Here is an 18,335-nt window from a genome sequence, read left to right as displayed (position 1 = left end):
CCGCGGAGCACCATCCGCTCAATTAGAGCGGGAGGGGGCGGCATGGAGTTCATGTACGTGGTGGGAGGCGGCGCGATCGTCGTCTTCCTTCTGCGGACCGGCGCGCGCCTAGCGATGGATGCCGCACGTCGGAAGCGCATGATGGCCAAGTACGGCGATGCTCAGATCGTCGACCTCATCATGGCCGAGAAGATTTGCCAGGGTATGACCCGCGAGCAGCTGTGCGACTCCTGGGGCAGGCCCGATGGCATCGCGGAACGGCTGCTGAAGACCAAGAAGGTCGAGACATTCAAGTACACGAAACTCGGTCGTAACCGGTTCGCCAACCGCGTTGAGGTTGAGAACGGTGTCGTGGTCGGGTGGCAAAAGCGGTGACGCCGATTGTGGCTTGAAAGTCGGTCCTTAAGGTAAGCGCGCGAATCGAACTTGGTCGCCATTGCCAAGCTAGGGTTGTACCGGCATCTTCCCGCTAAGGTTGTGGGAAGTGGCCGATGCTCAAGCGCGTTGTGATTGCTGCCTGTCTAATTGCCGTCGCAGGAGGCGCGAAGGCTGCGGACGAAGACAAAGCCAAAATGATGTCCTCTGTACTCGAAGCAATGGGCTTCAAACAGAGTAATGCAATAACGAACAATAGCTCGTGCAAGATCATAGTTGATGCTGATCAGGCCGAGGTCATCAAGTCAGTCCCTGTGCTTCAAAAGATGGATTTGTTGAATCAAGACATGAGCAAAGGGGAGCTTATGAGAGCCCCCACAAAAACCACCTTCGCGATCGCTTTGCAGATGGCGCCGATACAAGTCAAAATTCTGTATGATACCGAGCCGGTAGCGGATAAGTGCTTCTTCTTGTACAATCTGATATCTCAAGACGACTATGGAAACACAAAGAGAGATATTTTATTCTCCTATAAATTCGATAGAGCAATTTACAACAAAATCAATTGGGATAAGTTTAAAAGTCAAAGCTTAGTCAAGGTCTCGAAGGATTTCTACGTCAACCCTGAGATCATGTCGCGGATTAACGAAGAGTGACCCCTCCCGGCAGGGGCGCTACCGGAAGTTGGCGAGAAAATACCTAGTATTCAAGCATACGAAAGTGGCGGTCGAGAGGTGCCGGAATGCCGTTCGGAAAATCCTTCCATCCCGCAACGCTTGAGTCTGGAGTCTGCTCGCCAATAAATATCAAGATTTGCGAGAGCTCAAACGCCGTTATGTCTTGCTTGGGTTCGAAGTGATAGCGCTTGCCGAACCATGGCTTTAGTTGGCCCATTTGATTTGGAAAATTCGTCATTCCAGCTCCATTGCTGATGCTTGTGCATCGCCGGTAGCCCTTAAGGGCCTGCGCAACGCAGCCTTCAGCGGACACGCGATGATGCCGAATGGTATAGGAATGACAAGTGTGCGCCGCGCTGATAGCGTGGTGCCATTGGGCTCGGCTGATGAACGGCGGGTCGACCGAGAGTAGGCAGATGGCGACGGCGCCGACCAAGAAAACTGGTCGTCAATACAAATCGATCGGCCAAACCTACGACGGTGTGCGCGTGCTGGCGCCTAAGACTAAATCGACCAATTTCACGACAGCGGAGATCCGTGCCGCCGTAGCCAACGCGCTCAAAGACCTTCAAAAGACGAAGACGAAGAAGCCGCTTGCTGCGTCCAACGCGATGCGCGTTGTGCGGCGCGACGATGGGCAATATGCCGTCATGCGGCCTGGCGCCAAGCGGGCTAGCGCGATCCTGCCGACCCAAGCTCAGGCAGTGGCTCGCGCACGTGAACTCGACAAAAAAGGCGCAGCTCCTATCGCCAAGCGTGTTCGTAAATCACCTGCTGGCAAGAGGCGGACGTGGCGCGAAACGTAAGGCCCGCACGCCGTCCTGCTCTTCCGAAGAGCACCAACGATCGAGACGTATTTATCAACTGTCCCTTTGACCCAGGGTACAAAGCCTTTTTCTTTGCCATCGTTTGGACAGTCGTTCGCTGTGGATTTCTAGCCCGGTGCGCGCTCGAATATGCCGATGGAGCACAAAACAGATTAGAGAAAATCAAGATCATTATCAGTGAATGCCGGTACGCCGTGCATGATATCTCGCGCACCGAGTCCAATGCTGCAGGTTTGCCTCGGTTCAACATGCCGTTAGAGCTCGGGCTTTGGTACGGCGCTCACCATTTTGGCGGGAAGCCCCAGGAGGACAAGCGCTGCATTGTCTTCGACCGAGAGCCTTATCGTTTCCCGCAATATATCAGCGATATCGGCGGACAGGACGTTACCTCGCATGGAGCTGAGGTCGACCAGTTAATCGTGGAATTGACCGCTTGGTTGCGTCTTCTGCCGGAGGCTAGTGGCGCCGGAGGTGGTCAAGCCATGGTTCGTGAGTACCATCGCTTTGAGCGCTTCCTACCCAGGCTAAGTGCGGCTAAGGACATGCGGCCCGACGAATTGCTGTTCGGCGACTATAACGAGATTGTCAGCGAGTACGTGGCCGGACTTCGGGCACAGCCGGGGGAGGCGCTTGAGGCGGAGCTCGCTCCCCCGGCGGCTTAGCTGAGGTTCTAACCACGCTCCCGCCTGGCGATTGAGTATGCTTCGTAGGGCGCTCGAAGCACCTGACAGCGCTGGCGTTCTTCGACGCGATCCACAGCCCTCCACCGGCATCGCGCGAGCCCAAGCTGCACCCCGCTGAACCGCGCACCCAGATCTGGCATGTTCCGCATTCGTTCCAGAATGGAGGCGATGGCGGTGGGCTCTCTGCGGGATGTTCTGCCGGGCCGGGTCTACGTGGACTGCTCGTCCTGCAAGCGGTCCGGTCGGTACTCGGTCGCCAGCCTCCGCGAGCGGTTCGGGCCGGATATGTCGACGCTCGACATCCTGCGCACCCTGACGGCGTCGTGCCGATACCAGCGCCCGACAGGGTCGCCGCCGGCGCGGAAGTACGAGCACCTGTGCCTGGCCGCGATCACGCTGCCGCCGCCGGCCCGGCCGACGACACCGGTCCCGCCGGGCGTGCCGTTCACGATCGAGGTTTGGAAGGAGACGGGCGGCTGCGTCGAGGCGCAGCTTGCGGTGATCTATCCCATCGCTATGGCGCGGGCGGCGTTCGAGGCTGCGTGCGAGTTGTGGCCGAAGCACGAGGTCACGCTTCGGGATCGGTGCCGGATCGTGGCACGGCGAGAGCGGCCGATGGCGTTTGCCATCGCAGTGCCCGCCACAGCTCCGTCTCTCAACGATCGGACTAACTGAAATGTCACACTTCAGCGGCAGTGTGGCAATACGGACCATGTTTTATCGGTGGATGTTCCCGTTTTGTTCGCATAAGATGCGACCGAATGACTCGGTCGATCGCGCGACTCGCGACATGACTGCGGTCGTTGGAGGTGCCAGCCTGCCGTTAACCATGGGATACGGAGAATTGCGGGGACGGCGCCTCTGCGAGCGACTCCGACCTAGTCGGGGGAGGTAGCGTTTGAGTGGCAGTGAGGGTTCCGATCATGAAGCTCAGCGAAGCTCTAGCGGCGGCGGCGAAGAAGACGGAACACCAGCGGGAATTCCTGCGCCAGGCTCTCAAGAAGCCCGAGCAGACGGTGGTCAAGACGGAGCCTCGGCAGTCGACACCTCAGAGGGCGACCGGCCAGCGATAGGCCCTAAGCTCTACTCGTCAGGGAGTTGGGACCGGGATGTCGCAAACGATGACGCACTAGATCCGGTCCGCAAGCCCCCGTGGCGCGACTACTCGCGGATTATACACAGCGCGAGTTTTCGCCGCCTTCAGGGTAAGACGCAGGTTTTCCCAGTCCACGAGTCCGACTTCTTCCGCAATCGACTAACGCACTCACTGGAGGTTGCGCAGATTGCAGAGGGGATCGCTCAGCGGTTAAATGCGACGCCGTCGTTCGAGGCTGATCCGATCAACGAGCGTGCTTGCATGAATGCAGCGCTGATCCATGATCTGGGCCATCCTCCGTTCGGTCACAACGGTGAACGGGCGTTGGATGACGCGATGCGCGCCTACGGCGGATTCGAGGGGAACGCGCAGACTATCCGCATTATAGCTCGACTGGAGAAGAAGTTTCTTCGACAGCCCGCGTCTTCGGATGACGTTGATTATTGTGACGAAGATAGCCGAGCTGGCTTGGGGCTGACCTATCGGACCATCCTGTCGGCGCTTAAATACGATCGCGTGATACCGCACACAAGAGGCGAGCAAGAGAAGCTCGTAAAAGGTTATTATGCTACTGAGAAAAACATTATTGACCGCGCAAAATTCGCAGTAGATCCGGAATGGACCGATCGCCATTCGTTTAAGACGATCGAGTGCTCTATCATGGATATCGCGGACGATATTGCTTATTCAACCTACGATCTTGAGGACTGTTTGAAAGCTGGCTTCTTGTCGCCGGCCGAAATTTTGGCAACCGATCAAGGGCTCTTTGATCGTGTAGCCGAAGAGGCCAATAAAAGCCTCAAAAACAAAATTGATGGTCAGGCTGCCGTCCGCATATTTTCCGAAGTGTTCAGCCAGGTGTTCGATAGTTTTAAGTCTAGCGCAGAGTTTTCTATCGAGACTTTTGTGGATGTATATAGATTGTCGCGGAGCATGTCAGAGGATGGATATGTTAGGACTGCGCTTTCATCAACCTTAGTTCATGATGCAATCAGCTGGGTCAAAGTCGATTACAACGAAGACGCGCCATGGTTAAGTAAGGCGTATCTACCGGAGGAACGTCTCGCAATAGTCGAAGTGCTCAAGCACTTCACCTACCTTAAAACGATCCACTCGGCACGAGTTAAGGTCGGCGAGTATCGCGGCTACGAGGTCATAACCAAGATCTTTGAAGCTCTGGCAGAGGCCAAAGGCAACCTCTTGATGCCGGAAGATCTGAAGGCTTCGCACAAGACCTTCGAGCACAATGCCAGCGCTCGGAATCGCGCAATCTGCGACTTCATCGCTGGGATGACGGATCGATACGCGTTGGAGTTCTATGCCCGTCTCCATTCAGATGATCCTCAAAGTATCTTCAAACCTATCTGAATGACACCAACGCCTGTGGCCATGAGGAGCGGGCGCCGACAGCACGCCGTAGATCCCTAGGATGCCGACCGCCTCCTACCTCTCCCGCCGCGCGCTCGCCGCCGAGCTGATGATCAGCGAGAGCACCTTAGACGATTACGTTCGCAGGGGCCTCCTGCCGCCGCCGATCCGGATCACGCCAAATTGCTTTCGCTGGCGCTGGGCGACCGTGGACGAGATCCTGCGGTCCGGGGAAGCTCCGAGATGGTCGACACGAGAGCCGAGCGAGGCTGAGGATATCGCCCATGCGCTTGAGGCGATTAGGGCAGCGAGACAGCCCAAGCTCCAGGACCGCGTTGCGGCTGAAGGCTACGCCCTGGCTGTAGCGGCCTCGCAGCAGGGGGCGGACGGAGGTCCAACCTCCGAGGAGAGGGCCGCCCGAGTGATCGCGGCCTCGAAAGAGCGGTCACGCCCGGCCAAGAAGCTAAGCGAGGCAGAGCGCGTTTCGCAGGCCGCGGAGGCTTCACGGCGGCGTTCGAACCTAACCCAAGCCGAGGCAGAGAGCGTTGCACGGGCAATCGCAGCCTCGAAGGAGCGGTCACGCCCCAAGAGAAAGCCTAAGGCCCCCTGAAACTCGATCAGCTTCAGGACGCCTACGGGGCTGTGGCGCTACACCTTGCGTAGCCGCACGCCCGGCCCCTCGCCGTTTTCCTCGATGAAAATGACGCCGGCCACTTCGAACGCCTGGAGCAGCTTGTCCCGGGTGTCGGCATAGCCGCCTAGATCGCCATCCGCGGTTTCGAGGCGCGCGACGGTAGGCTTTGACACGCCCGATTTCGTGGCGAGGTCACCCTGCGACCAGCCGAGAAGTGCCCGAGCTGCCTTCACCTGCCGGATCGTCGCCATGCCAACCTGATATTTTTGCTATTGACTTCCGGTCTGGCCGGGATGATATCTAAACTATCAGGTTTGAGGACCGAGAGCAACGCGGCCAAGGCCTGATGCCTGCGCGAAAGCGCGGTTCCAATCACATCCCGAAGCCTTCAGCCCCGGAGATCCCCGGTCATGGCAACGCCCCCGCTCGCCCTGCGTCAGGCCAAACGCAGGCTCCATCTCCACCGGCAGACCACGACCGACGCGCTGCTCGACCAAGAGCTGCTCGACTACGAGCCCGTCATCCGCGCGACCCGGCCTGACACGCCGTACGTCCGGGCGCCGCGCATCCTGGACCTCGCCGGTGAGCTGGTCACCGCCACCCTGATCATCGCCGGGGGCGTGTTCGCCTACGGCTTCATGCCGACCGTCTGAGGAGGTCCCGATGCAGCTCGCCCACCCCCTTCCTGATGCGCCGGATCCGCATCAGCACGCCGTCGAGGCCCTCGACCCGATCCAGGCCATCCGCCTGGGCCTGGAGGAGTTCTTCGCCGCCCTCGGGGTCTTCGTCGACTTCGAGGCGCCGCTCGCCGCCGAAGGAGACCGCTCATGAGGCCCGCACGCCCCTATCGACAGGCACTGGACCTGCGCCAGCGCGCGGCCGCCCTTCGCCACAACATGGCCCGCAGGGCCAAGCCCAAGCCGCCGGCGGTGATGCCCTCGGCGACCGGTGTGGCCGCCGCAATCGATCTCGACGTGCTCTCCGTCCCCGACCTTGAGAGGCTGCACGACACCGCCGCGCTGATCGCCGAAGTCTGCGCTGCGATCGGCTGCCAGCCACGCAGCCTCACCCGGGCCCAAGACGGGTCGGAGGAGCCCACCGCCTCCGGCCGCCTGGCCGGCTGGCAGGGCGCGGTCTGCACATCGCTGATGGACCGCTGCATCGATCGCCTGGGCGACATCGCCGAGGCCGCCCGCCGCGACGGCGCGGCAGAGCTGCTCGCTACCACCGCTGAAGCCCTGCGCACGAGGCTCTGAGACATGGGTGACCTTATTCGCTTTCAGCCCCGCCCGAAGCCGACGCGGGCGCTCGACACCCGCACTCGCATCGAGGGCGCGCTCGCCCTGGCCCTCGATGCGGTGGACCATCTCGTGGCCGCGCTCGACGAGGTCGACGGGGATCCGGACCTTGAGGACGGCGGCGATGCTGAGCCGAGCCTGGGCGCGCCGGAAGGTCATGCCTCACAGATCGTGTGGCTGTGGGGCGGCGACCGCGATCTGGAGGAAGCCTGAGCCGTCGCGGCGCCGCTCGCGCAAACCGTGCGGGCGGCCAGGGTCCCTCGGGATCCGCACAATGCCGCAGGATTTAGGAATTGAATTTCCAATCCTATGCGCCCAGGTTCGCCGGGCGCTGGGAATGGAGACCGTGATGCCCGAACCAATGTCGCTGCTGGCCGCCGCCAAGGCTGTTGCGGAGATCGCCGAGCTGCCCTGGACCCAGGTCCTGGCCTACTACCGGGCGCTGCAGGAGCCGACCGGGGATGGAACGGTAGCGTGGCTACCCAAGAGCGTCGGGCGCTCGGTCTGGATGGCCCATCCGCACTTCATCACGCCGCTGTTGATCGCGTTGGCAACGGCGGGGCACCCGGAGCGGTCGAACCAGGCTGTCGATTGGGTCTACCGCCTGACCCCGAACGGGCGCCCGCGGAACCTCGACGAGCTCCCTGCGGCTGGCATCGAGGCGCCGGTGCTGCGCGAGTTCGTTCGGTACCTCACGGATCCGGCCGAAGCACGGAAGCTCTCGTTCATCCGCTTCGAGCCGTCCGACCTGCGGGTCCAGTTTGTCCCCTCCAAGGGTGAGCCGGCGACCTACCGCTTCCACGTCTCGCTCGACAAAGCCCCGGGCAACATGCGGCCCCGGGTACCCGGGATCAGCCCCGATGGCCGGATCGCCGCCTACGTGATGGCGCAGATCGCCCAAACCATCGTGTGGCGCACCCCGGATCGTGCTCCGTTCCAGACGAGCGCCGATGCCGAGGCGCTCTGAACCCTTCCCATCCGACGTCTTCAAAATTCTGCCTTGCTTTTTAAAAAGCTGTGTGGAATTTATGGTGACGTTGCGGACACGCGGACGAGACCGATGGAAGCTTCACAGATTGAAAGCTGGGCCTTTAGCCGGTCCAATGCAGTTGTCCTGACCGGGCTCACGAACGCGCAGATCGGCAACTTCATCAGCAAGTACGACCTGTTCCCGGGGCGGCCGAAAGGGCAGGGCTTCCACATCAGCTTCCGCCTCCGGGAACTGATGAAGCTCGCCGCAGCCCAGGCGATGGTCGACCTCGGTTTGCGGCCGGAGCAGGCCGCGATGGCGCTCCGCGGGATCCAGGGCCCCTATGGAGCGATGCTCCACAACGGCGCGAACCAGTTGGGTCACGCCCCGGGGACCATCGCCTTCACGCGGAACGCTGATGGTCAGTGGGTCGCGACCGACAGCCTCGACAAGGTCGTGAGTATTCAGATCCGCGCGTGGCCGATCTTCGACGACTTGTGGCCCCGCGTCCGGTCCAAAATTCGGGAAGAGTGCACGCCTGACTTCATGGCGCCGTACCCCGGCGACGTCGAGGTCGGCCTCGCAGCTTTCGAAGCCGAGATCGCGAAAATCCGAGCGCAGCGCTGGAATGAGGGGAGCTGAGATCGTGGCCCGTCGACAAGTCATCACCCAGGCCGCGATCGCCCGCGCCGTTAAGGGCGCGCAGTCCGCAGGGCTCAAGGTCGACCGCGTCGAAATCGAAGCCGGAAAGATCGTGCTCTACTCCGGGACCGGCGCCGTGAAGGATTCGGTGTCCGAGTACGACGCATGGAGGGCGAAGCGCGATGCGCGTTAGGCTGAAAGGCATCAACTCTAAGACCAAGGTCTTGGCCGACGGGTCCAAGCGGACCTATCACTACGCATGGAAGGGCGGGCCCCGGATCGAGGGCGAGCTTGGCACCCCAGAGTTCATGGCCAGCTACAACGCTGCCGTGACGGGGAGGGCGAAGCCCGTCGAAGGCATGCTGCTCTCGGTGCTGAACGAGTTTCAGGAGAGCGAGGCGTTTCGCGGGCTCGCCGATGTGACCCGCAAGGACTACGCCCGGCACATCCGAAGCATCGAAGCCGAGTTCGGCGACTTCCCGATCGCTGGCCTCACAGACAAGCGCAGCCGGGGCGATTTCAAAGCGTGGCGTGACAGGCTGGCGAGGTCATCGAAGCGTCAGGCCGATTATGCCTGGAGCGTTCTGGCCCGCATTCTTTCGTGGGCGCTCGACGGTGGCCGCGTGCCGGCCAACCCGTGCGAGAAAGGCGGCCGTCTCTACAAGGCCGAGCGCAGCGACAAGGTCTGGTCGGAGGCGGACGAGGCGGCGTTCCTCACCTCCGCGCCTCAGCACCTGCACCTGCCGCTGATCATGGCGCTCTGGACCGGCCAGAGGCAGGGAGATCTGCTTCGACTGCCGTGGTCCGCCTACGACGGCACCACGATCCGCCTCCAGCAGAGCAAGACCAAGGTTCGAGTGGTCATTCCTGTCAGCTCGATCTTGAAGGCCGCGCTCGATGCAACGCCGCGTCGCAGCCCGATCATCGTTCTGAACTCGGACGGTCGTCCCTGGACCAGCGATGGCTTCCAGTCCTCGTGGGGCAAAGCCAGTCGCAAGGTCGGGATCCGCGACGTAACGTTTCACGACCTGCGTGGCACGGCAGTCACACGCTTGGCGCTGGCTGGCTGCAGCGTTCCGGAGATCGCGACACTGACCGGGCATAGCCTGTCGGACGTGCGCTCGATCCTCGACGCCCACTACTTCAATCGCGATCCAAAACTCGCGCTCGCCGCCATCGAGAAGCTCGAAAGGAGAACACTTTCTCCCGACCGGGCTCACGACCGTGCCGTTACGTTCTAGCGGCTAAATTGAAAAAGCTGAGTAGGAACAAGTGGCTGGGGGACCTGGATTCGAACCAGGACTAGAGGAGTCAGAGTCCACCGTTCTACCGTTAAACTATCCCCCATCGCGTCGGTCGGCCCAAGGTCGGCACGACCGAACAACGTCCGCGCCGACGTGGCGGCTCGGGCGTGGGCGGTGAGATAGGCGCAATGCGGTGACAGGTCAACCGCTCGTTCTGCGGTTGACGCGGCGCCCGGGGCAGCCATAACCGGGGGGCCGCAGGCGCGGCCGGGAAGGGTGGCCGAGTGGTTTAAGGCAGCGGTCTTGAAAACCGCCGTGGGGGCAACTCTACCGTGGGTTCGAATCCCACCCCTTCCGCCGCCCGGCGGTTCGTAGCCGTTCGCAGGCGTTCACTAAACCGCTCAAATCGCTCAGTAATCTGCAATCAGCCGTTCGCAGCGGTTCGCTGGCATTCGCTCAAATTCGCGATTACCATGTGGGTACGATCGCGGGTGGATTAGACGTGGCAGGCAAGCTGACGGCACTGGGTGTAGCGCGGCTCAAGGCGCCCGGCATGTACGGGGATGGCGGTGGCCTGTGGCTTCAGGTCAGCGGGAAGGGCGCCAAGAGCTGGATTTTTCGGTTCACCCTGCGCGGAAAATCTCGCGAAATGGGGTTGGGGCCCGTCAACACGTTCTCGCTGGCTGAGGCGCGCGACAAGGCGCTGACATGCCGGAAGCTCTGTTACGCGGGCATCGACCCGATCGAGACGCGCCGTGAGCAGCGTCAGGAGGCCTCAGTGGAGGCCGCGAAGGCGATCACCTTCCGCACCTGCGCTGAAGCCTACATCGCCGCCCACAAGGCTGGCTGGCGCAACGAGAAGCATGCCGCCCAGTGGGTCGCCACCCTTGAGACCTACGCCTACCCGGTGTTCGGCGACCTGCCGGTGCAGGCAGTCGATACCGGCCTGGTGCTGAAGGCTCTGGAGGCGATCTGGAACACGAAGCCGGAGACGGCGACGCGGGTGAGGGGGCGGATCGAGTCCGTGCTCGACTGGGCAGCGACCCGTGGCTACCGGCGCGGTGAGAACCCGGCGCGCTGGAAGGGCCACCTCGCCAACCTGCTGCCGAAGCGATCGAAGGTCCGGAAGGTCGAGCACCATCCCGCGCTGCCGTTCAAGCAGGTGCCGGAATTCATGGCGCTGGTCGCAGCGCAGCCCGGCACGGCCGCGAAGCTGATGGCCTTCACGATCCTCACGGCAGCGCGCACGGGCGAGGCGCTGGGCGCCCGCTGGTCCGAAATCGACATAGAGTCCGGCATCTGGACCGTGCCGGCCGAGAGGATGAAGGCCGGATCCGAACACCGGGTGCCGCTGTCGGCGGCGGCGCTGGCGATCCTGGCCGAGATGCGCGGCCTCGACGCCGAGTTCGTGTTCCCCGGCGGCCGGCGCGGCAAGCCACTGTCCAACATGGCGATGCTGGTGTTGCTCCGTCGGATGGAGCGCGCCGACCTGACGGTTCACGGCTTCCGCAGCTCATTTCGGGATTGGGCGTCAGAGGCCACGCACTTCCCGTCCGAGGTGGTGGAGATGGCGCTGGCGCACACCGTCGAGTCCAAGGTCGAGCGGGCCTATCGCCGTGGCGACCTGTTCGAGAAGCGGCGTGAACTGACGGCCGCATGGGCGGCTCATTGCTCAGACGCGTGAGCTTAGGGGACGATCTTGAAGGACTCGGAACTCTACGCCCATCGCTCCGATCTCAACGATGCCGCGATGGAAAAGGCCGAGCGGCGGATCAGAAGTCGCATCGACAACACATTGCACAAAATCGGCCGGGACATTGGCCTAAGCCATATGGATCCAGGCGACGTGCAGCGACTGCAGTATGCAGCCCAGCAAATCAAAGAGGGTGCGCCGCGCATCTTATCGATAATCGATCGATTGAAGGAAGAGGAGCACTCTTGCTTCAGGTCGTTCATGCGCGGCTTAGATGATTTGACAGAAGGACTGGTCGAGGCGGCGACCCGCCTTGCTGCAACCCCTAGTGGGTCTAATTTTTTCGGTAAGCTTGAGCGAAACAAGCTTACCAATCCCTCCAGAATGGGTCGCGATGCCAAGCGTAGCGATCGCTCTGAAGTGCTGGATCGCGAGTTGGGTAGGCTTATTGACAAAGGACTTGGGGGTGAAAGCCTGAGGCGAGCGCTGATAAAAATCTTTTTCGATAGCAAGATCGAAACATCACTTGCTCAACCTTCTCTAAGCACAGTCAATACATGGGCTCGCTTCTACCGCCGTAATGGCGACTGGAGACCGACTAAATAGACCTATTGAGCCTGCGAAAACCTGCAGCTCTGGCAGTGCTGCACGTGGCCAACTGCTCGCTATAGCTCCAGTATTCGTACGTCTTCGCTGGCTACCCGGCGAACGTAGAGGAAAGCAGCCATGAACACCGAGAGGTTTCAGGCGGCGCAGGCAGACCTGCGTCCGTCAACGCTGAAGCTTTTGCATAGGCCCAACGAGGTCCGCGAAGCGCTCGGCATAGGCACAACCACGCTCTACCGCCTCATCGGCGAGGGCAAGCTGAAGGTGGTGAAAATCGGGGCCTCGACGCGGATCACCGACGAGTCCTTGCGTGCCTTCACGGCGTCTCTTGAGATGGAGGCCGCGTAGCAGCATGGCCCAGAAACAAGTTGAGGGACGGAGCGCCGGCCAGCGCTCACGTCCCTCGGAATGTCTATCTCGCCAGATTGACCATTCCGAAATAGCACCCGCCCCCTTCCGCGTCCATAGGCTCACCAGCCGCTTCGGCCTCCCGCCCGCGACCGCAGCGGTGCTTGCCGAACTCGCGTTTCCGACCCTCGACACATGGAGGGCGACGCGATGAGTGTAGCCACCCTCAGACAGATCATGCGCGAGACCGACGCACGGTTAGACGCGGCCAATGGTGATGCCGAAGTTCGTCGCGTCGGCATCGACCACATGCACGCCCTCGGCGCCGACCTCGCAACGACAGCGTACCTGACGCTCGTGTCCCGACCGGACCTGACTGCGGATCAGCAGGCCAGCTTTCTGAAGGACACGATCGGGGACCTGATGATGTCCATCGAGGACACATTCGCCACCCAAGGCGTGCGGGACGTTGCGCTCCTCGCTGATCACCTTGAGGCGGCCGAGACCGGCTTCGTTGGTCGCCTCGACGAGCTGTTCTCCGTGGTGCGGATCGGAGGCCAGGCATGAACGCTCCGTTCCATAGCCCCGAGCGGACGGCGATGGCCGTTCACACCTTCGATGCGGTCGCCGAGGCCGCGTCGATTGCCGAGTCCTATTCCCGCATGGCCTCGGAGATGGCGGCGATCGGTGACAGCCGCGGCCTTCGGTACGCGCTGCGCCAGGCCGCCGTCGCTCTCAGCAGCGCGGCGGACGCTGCAGCGCTGCTCAGTCCCTCCGGTGGACGGGGAGGGGCCTGATGTCAGAACGCGCCTACAACGGACCCGTACTGGACTGGCCATCCACTGCCGAGGATCACGACGATCGGTTCGGCGACCAGCATCAGCAGAAGGAGCGCGCCACGCCGGCGCGCTTCCCCCTCATCGCCTTCAATCAGATCCGTCTGAGCACCAGCCCGCGGTTTCGCGTGCGGGGCTTGCTGCCGATCCGCGGCCTCGCCGTTGTGTGGGGCCCGCCCAAGTGCGGCAAGAGCTTCCTGGCGTTCGATATGTTGATGCACGTCGCGCTCGGCTGGCCGTACCAGGGCCACCGGGTCGAGCCCGGCACCATCGTCTATTGCGCACTGGAGGGCCAGCAGGGCTTCGAGGCCAGAAAGGTCGCCTTCGAGCAGGCGCACCTAGACTCGTTCGATGGCGAGGTGCCTTTCTACCTGATGCCGGCGACGCTCGCTCTGGTCGCGGATGCCGCCGAACTGATTGGGCGATCCGCGCGCAGTTGCCTGACGGCGAGCCTCCTGCAGTGGTCTGCCTCGACACGCTCAATCGCAGCTTCACCGGTTCGGAGAGCGACGACCGGGACATGACCGCCTACGTGCGCGCCGCAGACTCTATTCGCGACGCCTTCGGCTGCCTGGTGGTCATCGTCCACCACTGTGGGCTCGAAGGCACCCGACCTCGCGGCCATTCCGCCCTGGCCGGCGCGGTAGACGCCCAGCTTGCCGTGAAGAAGCTCGGCGATGGCTTCCTGAGCTGCACCGTCGAGTTGATGAAGGACGGGCCGGACGGCGAGACGGTCAACTGCCGGCTGGAGCGTGTCGAGGTCGGTGTCGATGATGCGGGCGAACCGATTACGTCATGCATCGTCAGGCCGGAAGAGGCTACCGGCGGTCCGACTGTCGTCGAGCGGCCGAGAAAGCCATTGCGACCGGAGCAGCGCGTCGCCCTGGACGCCCTGTCGGAAGCGCTGATCACCCACGGGAAGCCGGCACCACACTCCTGCGGGGCGCCGGCCAAGACGAATGCGGTTCACCGAGACGCATGGCGCGAGGAGCTTTACCGCCGCGGCGTGCTGGACCGAGCCCACTCCAACCCGAGCGTAGCTTTCGGTCGCCTCCGCAACGGATTGTCCGCCGTAGGGGCCATTGCAGAGCGCGACGAGCTGATCTGGAGACCTAACCTCGTGCCCTAACACCTAACACCCTCTTAGAGGGGGTGTTAGGTTAGGTTAGGTCCGGCACACGCCTAACATGTTAGCCAGACGTTAGGTTAGCGTTAGGTGTTAGGGGAGGGCAGGGCGCGGTAGCGGGTATGTCGCCCAGCAGAACCGAGTCAGCTCCTTCGATGAACGGGGATCGACGCTGGCAGGATCAGCGACGTGAACGGGGCAATCTGAGCGACGTGCGCTGTGCGGAATCGCTTGGCAGGGGGCTGTAGGACAGGCAGCGTGTCTGCCCCACACCGCCGATTAAATCTGACGCGGGCAGCGCGACCCCTCGGAAACCCTAGCGGCGGATGGGTCATCCGCCCCGCAGGCCAGAAAACTCTGCAACGTCAGTGCGTTGAGTTTAGGTCCGGCCTGCTACCCACACTTCGCCCCACGATCACGGGCGGTTCCAATCTGATCCGGTGCCGCCCCTACTGCTTCGGCCTCTGGCTCGGCGGGGCCGACTGATCGGTCTGCGGCTCCATCTTGGTAGAGTCCGCTTTGGTGGGCGTGTTGTTCTCGGCCTTCTTGTCGTCGCAACCGGCCACACCGAGGGCGAGCAAGGCGATGAGGGCGAGGGGCTTCACGGCGTTCATGGCGATCTCCACGCGGCCTAGTGATGGGCGCGGAGAACGCCGGGTGGATCGGGACCGTTCCGCATGCCCCTTCCTGCGCCTCAGCGAGTCAGTGAAGCCGATCCACCTTGAGTGGGCTGACACCTAGCGGCGCGATGCCCAAGTCGATCCTGCGCCGCTCCCTTGGGCCACAATGCTCGTCCCGGAAGGCGAAGACGACCATGCCGGTGCGCTCGCAGGTCACGCTTACCGATGTCACGCCATTTCGAAGGTGCTGGCGCGGGTACTGCGCTAAGGCGTGCGCAGTAGCGGCTTCGAGGCTGCACGGCCAAAGCTTTGTGGCCACAACCTGCTTCTTCCTCAAGAATTCAATCCTGTATGCCACTGTTCCCTCCATTTTTGGGCAACATAAGCGGATGCGCGTGAGTCGGAATGCAGTCGTTTTGCATAGCTTCGGATCGACACATGCGGCCCACACACCCACCGCAGGAGGCGTTCGGCTGTTCGACGGCACAGACCGCATGTGCACCGAATGCGAATGCCGGCGAACGCAGGCGAACTACAGCGAACAATACTTGATAAAATTGGACAAAAGCAAGAAATACAACTATATACGACAGACCACAGCCGGTCGGTCGAATGTCAGCCCAAGCACAGCCCGCCAGTCCTCGTTCACCCAAGCAGCGCTCGGCGCTCGCCAACGGCAGCCGTCCGTTCCTCGTGACCGTGCCCGGCAGCACTGAGGCGGCCAGGCACTACAAGTCAGTGCTGGACGAGGTGGAGGCCGAGCGCGGCGGCAAGGCAGCCATGTCGGTCACCGCACGCGAGGCCGCCCGCGCCTATGCCGGACTGGCTGTCGAGCTGGCCAAGCTGCACGCGGCCATGGCGGGCGGCCAGAACGTGGATCTGGAAGCCCTGGGCCAGATCGGCGACCGGATGGACCGCCAGGCCCGCAGGATGGGCCCTCCGAAGGCCCCTGAGCGGCCTGGGCTGCGTGAGCGCTACGGAAGGCGCCCGGCATGAACCCGGCCTGCCGCCCACTCTGCACCATGCGCGAGGCCCTGGCCGATCCCGCGATCTTCGGGGAGATCCTGCCCGGCGAGACCTGGGCGCCGTGGCGCGCCATCCTGATCGCCTCCCGCGGCGAGCCGCTGACCGACGACGAGCGGGTAATCTTCACTACGCTCACCGGCCGCGAGCGCGAGCCTGAGCATCCCGTCGATGATTTGTGGGGCATCGTCGGCCGTCGCGGCGGCAAGTCCCGCGCCTTCTCCGTGCTCGGCTCCTACCTGGCCGGTCTGGTGGACTATGCCGCTCTGGCTGCTCCTGGCGAGCGGGTGAAGCTGCCGATCATGGCCTCAACCACGGTCCAGGCCGCGAAGGTGTTCAGCTACGTGCTGGGCGTGTTCACGCACTCGGACGAGATGCGGGACATGGTCGAGGGCGAGCCCACCGCCGACACGATCCGGTTGAAGGCCGGCGTGGACATCGAGGTCCGGCCGGCGAACTACAAGACGATCCGCGGTGAGACCCTGGCAGCAGCGCTCTGCGATGAGGTGGCCTTCTGGCACCTGGAGAACAGCGCGAACCCGGACACGCTGATCCTCGACGCGATCCGCCCTGGCCTGGCCACCACCGGCGGCCCGCTCTGCGTGCTGTCGAGCCCCTATGCCCGCAAGGGCGAACTCTACCGCACCCACCAGCGGGACTACGGCCCGAACGGTGATGCGGCCGTGCTGGTGCTGCGCGCGCCGTCCCAGACCATGAACCCGAGCCTGGACCCCGCGGTGGTGAAGCGGGCCTACACCCGCGATCCGGCTGCGGCCTCGGCCGAGTACGGCGCTGAGTTCCGCAAAGACGTGGAGGCCTTCATCACCTTGGAGGCGGTTCAGGCGTGCATGGACCTAGGCGTCCGTGAGCGCCCGCCGGTTCAGGGCGTCCGCTACGTCGCCTTCGTGGATCCGGCCGGCGGCGGTGCCGACAGCATGACCCTGGGCATCGCGCATCGCGAGCGCGACCTGATCTTCCTCGACGTGGTTCGGGAGGAGGTGGTCGGCACCTCGCCCGCCGTGGTGGTCGAGCGCTTCGCAGACACCCTGAAGGCCTACGGCGTCACGAAGGTTACCGGCGACCGGTATGCCGGCGAGTGGCCCCGGGAGCAGTTCGCCAAGCGCGGCATCACCTACGCCACCTCCGAGAAGTCCAAGACCGAGATCTACGCGGCCTTTCTGCCGATCCTGAATTCGGAGCGTGCCCGGCTGATCGAGGCGCCGAAGCTTGAGGCGCAGATCGTCTCGCTGGAGCGGCGCACCACCCGCGGCACGGGGCGGGACATCATCGACCACCCGCAGGTGAAGGGCGCCCACGACGACGTGGCCAACGCCGCGGCCGGCGCGATCGTCAACGTCGATACCGCCGCTAAGCCCCTCATCGTCACGGCGGAGGCTCTGGCGTGGTCCAGGCTCCCGGGGCCCCGCACTCACCGACGCTTGGGGATGCGCTGATGGCCATCACTAGCAAGCTCACGAAGAAGACTGGTCCGCTCGACCCGTTCGCGCGTGCGGTGCTGCGCGAGCTGAATAAGCGCGTGGCGATCGGGATCCCCGGCGACAGCATGCACGCCGCCGAGAAGGGCGAGGCGCCGATCAGCAATGCCGTGCTCGGCTACCGCTTCGAGCACGGAGATCCGGAGAAGAACCTGCCGGAGCGGCCGCACCTCGTGCCCGGGATCGAGAGCATCCGCGAGCAGGCAGCGGCCCGTCTCAAGAAGGCGGCCGAGCAGGCGTTCCTGGGCGACCTCTCGGCGCCGGAGAAGGCCCTGCATTCCATTGGCATCCTCGGGGTCAACGCGGTCCAGGCTCAGATCACGGACGGCGCCTTCGCGCCCCTGGCCGAGCGCACGATCAAAGCTCGGATCCGGCGCGGTCGCACCGGCACCAAGCCAATGCTGGACACCGGACAATATCGCCGGTCGTTCAGCTACGTCGTGACAGCCAGAAATCTTATTGACGACCACAAGTAGGCACGCAGGAGTAACACAGATGTCGATGTCGCCCGTAGATATGGAAATGATCCTCAAATTCTACATGTCCAAGCTCTCCGAGCAGGAACTCGCTGAGCTTGACGAGAAGCTTGCCGGCGGCGTGCCGCCCGAGGGCGAGATGGCGTCTGATGCCGCGATCAAGCGCCGGCAGTGGATCGACCTCGGTCCGCAGGCCCGCAAGGCGGCTCGCGATGCTCGCCAGCGCCGGCATGCCCCGGCCGCCGATAGCGCCGAGTACGCCCGCATGTTCCCGCACGCCAACCGCCTCGGCTGAAG

General features: G+C 63.0%; 29 protein-coding genes and 2 tRNA genes. 27 read left to right on the top strand and 4 right to left on the bottom strand.

What is annotated here, in order from left to right; translation table 11 throughout:
* Positions 1-42: 42 nt before the first annotated feature.
* Positions 43-375: a hypothetical protein gene (locus ACYQPG_RS26270; RefSeq protein ID WP_461232047.1), complete on the top strand. Its 333-nt coding sequence runs from the start codon at positions 43-45 to the stop codon at positions 373-375.
* 116 nt (positions 376-491) lie between these two features.
* Positions 492-1,031 carry a hypothetical protein gene (locus ACYQPG_RS26265; protein ID WP_461232046.1) on the top strand — a complete coding sequence of 180 codons (540 nt, stop codon included), beginning with the start codon at positions 492-494 and terminating at the stop codon, positions 1,029-1,031.
* A gap of 43 nt (positions 1,032-1,074) precedes the next feature.
* On the opposite strand, the gene ACYQPG_RS26260 is transcribed toward ACYQPG_RS26265, so the two are convergent.
* The gene (locus ACYQPG_RS26260) at positions 1,075-1,290 is read right to left on the bottom strand and encodes a hypothetical protein (protein ID WP_461232045.1); all 216 of its coding nucleotides are present in this window, start codon (positions 1,288-1,290) and stop codon (positions 1,075-1,077) included.
* 178 nt (positions 1,291-1,468) lie between these two features.
* Between ACYQPG_RS26260 and ACYQPG_RS26255 the strand changes: the two genes are divergently transcribed.
* From ACYQPG_RS26255 to ACYQPG_RS26235, 5 genes are all read left to right on the top strand, one after another.
* Positions 1,469-1,858, top strand: coding sequence for a DUF2188 domain-containing protein (locus ACYQPG_RS26255; protein WP_461232044.1), 390 nt, complete (start codon positions 1,469-1,471; stop codon positions 1,856-1,858).
* Positions 1,843-2,541, top strand: coding sequence for a hypothetical protein (locus ACYQPG_RS26250; protein WP_461232043.1), 699 nt, complete (start codon positions 1,843-1,845; stop codon positions 2,539-2,541). The genes ACYQPG_RS26255 and ACYQPG_RS26250 overlap by 16 nt, the downstream gene beginning before the upstream one ends.
* Positions 2,542-2,730: 189 nt before the next feature.
* Complete coding sequence (locus ACYQPG_RS26245) at positions 2,731-3,237, top strand: hypothetical protein (RefSeq protein ID WP_461232042.1); 507 nt, start codon at positions 2,731-2,733, stop codon at positions 3,235-3,237.
* 223 nt (positions 3,238-3,460) lie between these two features.
* Positions 3,461-5,026: a dGTP triphosphohydrolase gene (gene dgt / locus ACYQPG_RS26240; protein ID WP_461232041.1), complete on the top strand. Its 1,566-nt coding sequence runs from the start codon at positions 3,461-3,463 to the stop codon at positions 5,024-5,026.
* Between the two features lie 61 nt (positions 5,027-5,087).
* Positions 5,088-5,636 (top strand): helix-turn-helix transcriptional regulator, encoded by a 549-nt coding sequence (locus ACYQPG_RS26235; RefSeq protein ID WP_461232040.1) that lies wholly within the window; start codon positions 5,088-5,090, stop codon positions 5,634-5,636.
* Positions 5,637-5,674: 38 nt separating this feature from the next.
* Here ACYQPG_RS26235 and ACYQPG_RS26230 read toward each other — a convergent pair whose 3' ends face one another.
* Positions 5,675-5,911, bottom strand: a complete 237-nt coding sequence (locus tag ACYQPG_RS26230) for a helix-turn-helix domain-containing protein (RefSeq protein WP_461232039.1) — start codon at positions 5,909-5,911, stop codon at positions 5,675-5,677.
* A gap of 159 nt (positions 5,912-6,070) precedes the next feature.
* On the opposite strand from ACYQPG_RS26230, the gene ACYQPG_RS26225 reads away from it, so the two are divergent.
* The 8 genes from ACYQPG_RS26225 (at position 6,071) to ACYQPG_RS26190 (ending at position 9,811) form a co-directional block, all read left to right on the top strand.
* On the top strand, positions 6,071-6,313 hold the full coding sequence (locus ACYQPG_RS26225; RefSeq protein ID WP_461232038.1) for a hypothetical protein: 243 nt from the start codon (positions 6,071-6,073) through the stop codon (positions 6,311-6,313).
* 10 nt (positions 6,314-6,323) lie between these two features.
* Positions 6,324-6,491, top strand: a complete 168-nt coding sequence (locus tag ACYQPG_RS26220) for a hypothetical protein (RefSeq protein ID WP_461232037.1) — start codon at positions 6,324-6,326, stop codon at positions 6,489-6,491.
* Complete coding sequence (locus tag ACYQPG_RS26215; RefSeq protein WP_461232036.1) at positions 6,488-6,916, top strand: hypothetical protein; 429 nt, start codon at positions 6,488-6,490, stop codon at positions 6,914-6,916. The genes ACYQPG_RS26220 and ACYQPG_RS26215 overlap by 4 nt, the downstream gene beginning before the upstream one ends.
* A gap of 3 nt (positions 6,917-6,919) precedes the next feature.
* The gene (locus ACYQPG_RS26210) at positions 6,920-7,171 is read left to right on the top strand and encodes a hypothetical protein (protein WP_461232035.1); all 252 of its coding nucleotides are present in this window, start codon (positions 6,920-6,922) and stop codon (positions 7,169-7,171) included.
* Between the two features lie 136 nt (positions 7,172-7,307).
* A complete protein-coding gene (locus ACYQPG_RS26205; protein ID WP_461232034.1) occupies positions 7,308-7,925 on the top strand; it encodes a hypothetical protein in 618 nt (205 codons plus the stop codon).
* A gap of 93 nt (positions 7,926-8,018) precedes the next feature.
* A complete protein-coding gene (locus ACYQPG_RS26200; protein ID WP_461232033.1) occupies positions 8,019-8,570 on the top strand; it encodes a hypothetical protein in 552 nt (183 codons plus the stop codon).
* Positions 8,571-8,574: 4 nt separating this feature from the next.
* Positions 8,575-8,763, top strand: a complete 189-nt coding sequence (locus ACYQPG_RS26195) for a hypothetical protein (protein WP_461232032.1) — start codon at positions 8,575-8,577, stop codon at positions 8,761-8,763.
* Positions 8,753-9,811, top strand: coding sequence for a tyrosine-type recombinase/integrase (locus ACYQPG_RS26190; RefSeq protein WP_461232031.1), 1,059 nt, complete (start codon positions 8,753-8,755; stop codon positions 9,809-9,811). The genes ACYQPG_RS26195 and ACYQPG_RS26190 overlap by 11 nt, the downstream gene beginning before the upstream one ends.
* A gap of 32 nt (positions 9,812-9,843) precedes the next feature.
* Here the strand turns inward: ACYQPG_RS26190 and ACYQPG_RS26185 are convergent.
* A tRNA-Gln gene (locus ACYQPG_RS26185) sits at positions 9,844-9,917 on the bottom strand.
* A gap of 167 nt (positions 9,918-10,084) precedes the next feature.
* Here ACYQPG_RS26185 and ACYQPG_RS26180 point away from each other — a divergent pair.
* The 8 genes from ACYQPG_RS26180 (at position 10,085) to ACYQPG_RS26145 (ending at position 14,426) form a co-directional block, all read left to right on the top strand.
* A tRNA-Ser gene (locus tag ACYQPG_RS26180) sits at positions 10,085-10,171 on the top strand.
* Between the two features lie 145 nt (positions 10,172-10,316).
* Positions 10,317-11,498: a tyrosine-type recombinase/integrase gene (locus tag ACYQPG_RS26175; RefSeq protein WP_461232030.1), complete on the top strand. Its 1,182-nt coding sequence runs from the start codon at positions 10,317-10,319 to the stop codon at positions 11,496-11,498.
* Positions 11,499-11,513: 15 nt separating this feature from the next.
* Complete coding sequence (locus tag ACYQPG_RS26170; RefSeq protein WP_461232029.1) at positions 11,514-12,113, top strand: hypothetical protein; 600 nt, start codon at positions 11,514-11,516, stop codon at positions 12,111-12,113.
* 120 nt (positions 12,114-12,233) lie between these two features.
* Positions 12,234-12,461 (top strand): helix-turn-helix domain-containing protein, encoded by a 228-nt coding sequence (locus tag ACYQPG_RS26165; RefSeq protein WP_461232028.1) that lies wholly within the window; start codon positions 12,234-12,236, stop codon positions 12,459-12,461.
* 237 nt (positions 12,462-12,698) lie between these two features.
* Entirely contained in the window at positions 12,699-13,028 is a 330-nt protein-coding gene (locus tag ACYQPG_RS26160; RefSeq protein WP_461232027.1) for a hypothetical protein, read from the top strand.
* On the top strand, positions 13,025-13,258 hold the full coding sequence (locus ACYQPG_RS26155; protein ID WP_461232026.1) for a hypothetical protein: 234 nt from the start codon (positions 13,025-13,027) through the stop codon (positions 13,256-13,258). The genes ACYQPG_RS26160 and ACYQPG_RS26155 overlap by 4 nt, the downstream gene beginning before the upstream one ends.
* On the top strand, positions 13,258-13,821 hold the full coding sequence (locus ACYQPG_RS26150; protein ID WP_461232025.1) for an AAA family ATPase: 564 nt from the start codon (positions 13,258-13,260) through the stop codon (positions 13,819-13,821). Before ACYQPG_RS26155 ends, ACYQPG_RS26150 begins: the two co-directional genes overlap by 1 nt.
* Positions 13,758-14,426 (top strand): AAA family ATPase, encoded by a 669-nt coding sequence (locus ACYQPG_RS26145; protein ID WP_461232024.1) that lies wholly within the window; start codon positions 13,758-13,760, stop codon positions 14,424-14,426. The genes ACYQPG_RS26150 and ACYQPG_RS26145 overlap by 64 nt, the downstream gene beginning before the upstream one ends.
* Positions 14,427-14,872: 446 nt before the next feature.
* Here ACYQPG_RS26145 and ACYQPG_RS26140 read toward each other — a convergent pair whose 3' ends face one another.
* Entirely contained in the window at positions 14,873-15,037 is a 165-nt protein-coding gene (locus tag ACYQPG_RS26140; RefSeq protein WP_461232023.1) for a hypothetical protein, read from the bottom strand.
* A 618-nt stretch (positions 15,038-15,655) separates the two neighbouring features.
* Between ACYQPG_RS26140 and ACYQPG_RS26135 the strand changes: the two genes are divergently transcribed.
* Genes ACYQPG_RS26135 through ACYQPG_RS26120 form a run of 4 tightly spaced genes read left to right on the top strand, consistent with a single transcriptional unit; the run spans position 15,656 to position 18,333 of the window.
* Entirely contained in the window at positions 15,656-16,039 is a 384-nt protein-coding gene (locus ACYQPG_RS26135; RefSeq protein ID WP_461232022.1) for a hypothetical protein, read from the top strand.
* Positions 16,036-17,520, top strand: a complete 1,485-nt coding sequence (locus ACYQPG_RS26130) for a hypothetical protein (protein ID WP_461232021.1) — start codon at positions 16,036-16,038, stop codon at positions 17,518-17,520. Before ACYQPG_RS26135 ends, ACYQPG_RS26130 begins: the two co-directional genes overlap by 4 nt.
* Positions 17,520-18,038, top strand: coding sequence for a hypothetical protein (locus ACYQPG_RS26125; protein WP_461232020.1), 519 nt, complete (start codon positions 17,520-17,522; stop codon positions 18,036-18,038). The genes ACYQPG_RS26130 and ACYQPG_RS26125 overlap by 1 nt, the downstream gene beginning before the upstream one ends.
* A gap of 19 nt (positions 18,039-18,057) precedes the next feature.
* Positions 18,058-18,333 (top strand): hypothetical protein, encoded by a 276-nt coding sequence (locus ACYQPG_RS26120; RefSeq protein ID WP_461232019.1) that lies wholly within the window; start codon positions 18,058-18,060, stop codon positions 18,331-18,333.
* Positions 18,334-18,335 lie beyond the last annotated feature (2 nt).

The organism is Methylobacterium sp. CM6246 (assembly GCF_054818005.1).
The sequence above is the reverse complement of the archived record's forward strand: the minus strand, read 5'-3'. Positions and strand labels throughout refer to the sequence as shown.

What these genes read in the sequence shown, in the direction of transcription:
- ACYQPG_RS26270 (WP_461232047.1), top strand. Translation starts at nt 43, where the DNA reads ATGGAGTTCATGTACGTGGTGGGAGGCGGCGCGATCGTCGTCTTCCTT.
- ACYQPG_RS26265 (WP_461232046.1), top strand. Translation starts at nt 492, where the DNA reads ATGCTCAAGCGCGTTGTGATTGCTGCCTGTCTAATTGCCGTCGCAGGA.
- ACYQPG_RS26260 (WP_461232045.1), bottom strand. Translation starts at nt 1,290, where the DNA reads ATGACGAATTTTCCAAATCAAATGGGCCAACTAAAGCCATGGTTCGGC.
- ACYQPG_RS26255 (WP_461232044.1), top strand. Translation starts at nt 1,469, where the DNA reads ATGGCGACGGCGCCGACCAAGAAAACTGGTCGTCAATACAAATCGATC.
- ACYQPG_RS26245 (WP_461232042.1), top strand. Translation starts at nt 2,731, where the DNA reads ATGGCGGTGGGCTCTCTGCGGGATGTTCTGCCGGGCCGGGTCTACGTG.
- ACYQPG_RS26235 (WP_461232040.1), top strand. Translation starts at nt 5,088, where the DNA reads ATGCCGACCGCCTCCTACCTCTCCCGCCGCGCGCTCGCCGCCGAGCTG.
- ACYQPG_RS26230 (WP_461232039.1), bottom strand. Translation starts at nt 5,911, where the DNA reads ATGGCGACGATCCGGCAGGTGAAGGCAGCTCGGGCACTTCTCGGCTGG.
- ACYQPG_RS26225 (WP_461232038.1), top strand. Translation starts at nt 6,071, where the DNA reads ATGGCAACGCCCCCGCTCGCCCTGCGTCAGGCCAAACGCAGGCTCCAT.
- ACYQPG_RS26220 (WP_461232037.1), top strand. Translation starts at nt 6,324, where the DNA reads ATGCAGCTCGCCCACCCCCTTCCTGATGCGCCGGATCCGCATCAGCAC.
- ACYQPG_RS26215 (WP_461232036.1), top strand. Translation starts at nt 6,488, where the DNA reads ATGAGGCCCGCACGCCCCTATCGACAGGCACTGGACCTGCGCCAGCGC.
- ACYQPG_RS26210 (WP_461232035.1), top strand. Translation starts at nt 6,920, where the DNA reads ATGGGTGACCTTATTCGCTTTCAGCCCCGCCCGAAGCCGACGCGGGCG.
- ACYQPG_RS26205 (WP_461232034.1), top strand. Translation starts at nt 7,308, where the DNA reads ATGCCCGAACCAATGTCGCTGCTGGCCGCCGCCAAGGCTGTTGCGGAG.
- ACYQPG_RS26200 (WP_461232033.1), top strand. Translation starts at nt 8,019, where the DNA reads ATGGAAGCTTCACAGATTGAAAGCTGGGCCTTTAGCCGGTCCAATGCA.
- ACYQPG_RS26190 (WP_461232031.1), top strand. Translation starts at nt 8,753, where the DNA reads ATGCGCGTTAGGCTGAAAGGCATCAACTCTAAGACCAAGGTCTTGGCC.
- ACYQPG_RS26165 (WP_461232028.1), top strand. Translation starts at nt 12,234, where the DNA reads ATGAACACCGAGAGGTTTCAGGCGGCGCAGGCAGACCTGCGTCCGTCA.
- ACYQPG_RS26160 (WP_461232027.1), top strand. Translation starts at nt 12,699, where the DNA reads ATGCGCGAGACCGACGCACGGTTAGACGCGGCCAATGGTGATGCCGAA.
- ACYQPG_RS26155 (WP_461232026.1), top strand. Translation starts at nt 13,025, where the DNA reads ATGAACGCTCCGTTCCATAGCCCCGAGCGGACGGCGATGGCCGTTCAC.
- ACYQPG_RS26150 (WP_461232025.1), top strand. Translation starts at nt 13,258, where the DNA reads ATGTCAGAACGCGCCTACAACGGACCCGTACTGGACTGGCCATCCACT.
- ACYQPG_RS26140 (WP_461232023.1), bottom strand. Translation starts at nt 15,037, where the DNA reads ATGAACGCCGTGAAGCCCCTCGCCCTCATCGCCTTGCTCGCCCTCGGT.
- ACYQPG_RS26135 (WP_461232022.1), top strand. Translation starts at nt 15,656, where the DNA reads ATGTCAGCCCAAGCACAGCCCGCCAGTCCTCGTTCACCCAAGCAGCGC.
- ACYQPG_RS26130 (WP_461232021.1), top strand. Translation starts at nt 16,036, where the DNA reads ATGAACCCGGCCTGCCGCCCACTCTGCACCATGCGCGAGGCCCTGGCC.
- ACYQPG_RS26125 (WP_461232020.1), top strand. Translation starts at nt 17,520, where the DNA reads ATGGCCATCACTAGCAAGCTCACGAAGAAGACTGGTCCGCTCGACCCG.
- ACYQPG_RS26120 (WP_461232019.1), top strand. Translation starts at nt 18,058, where the DNA reads ATGTCGATGTCGCCCGTAGATATGGAAATGATCCTCAAATTCTACATG.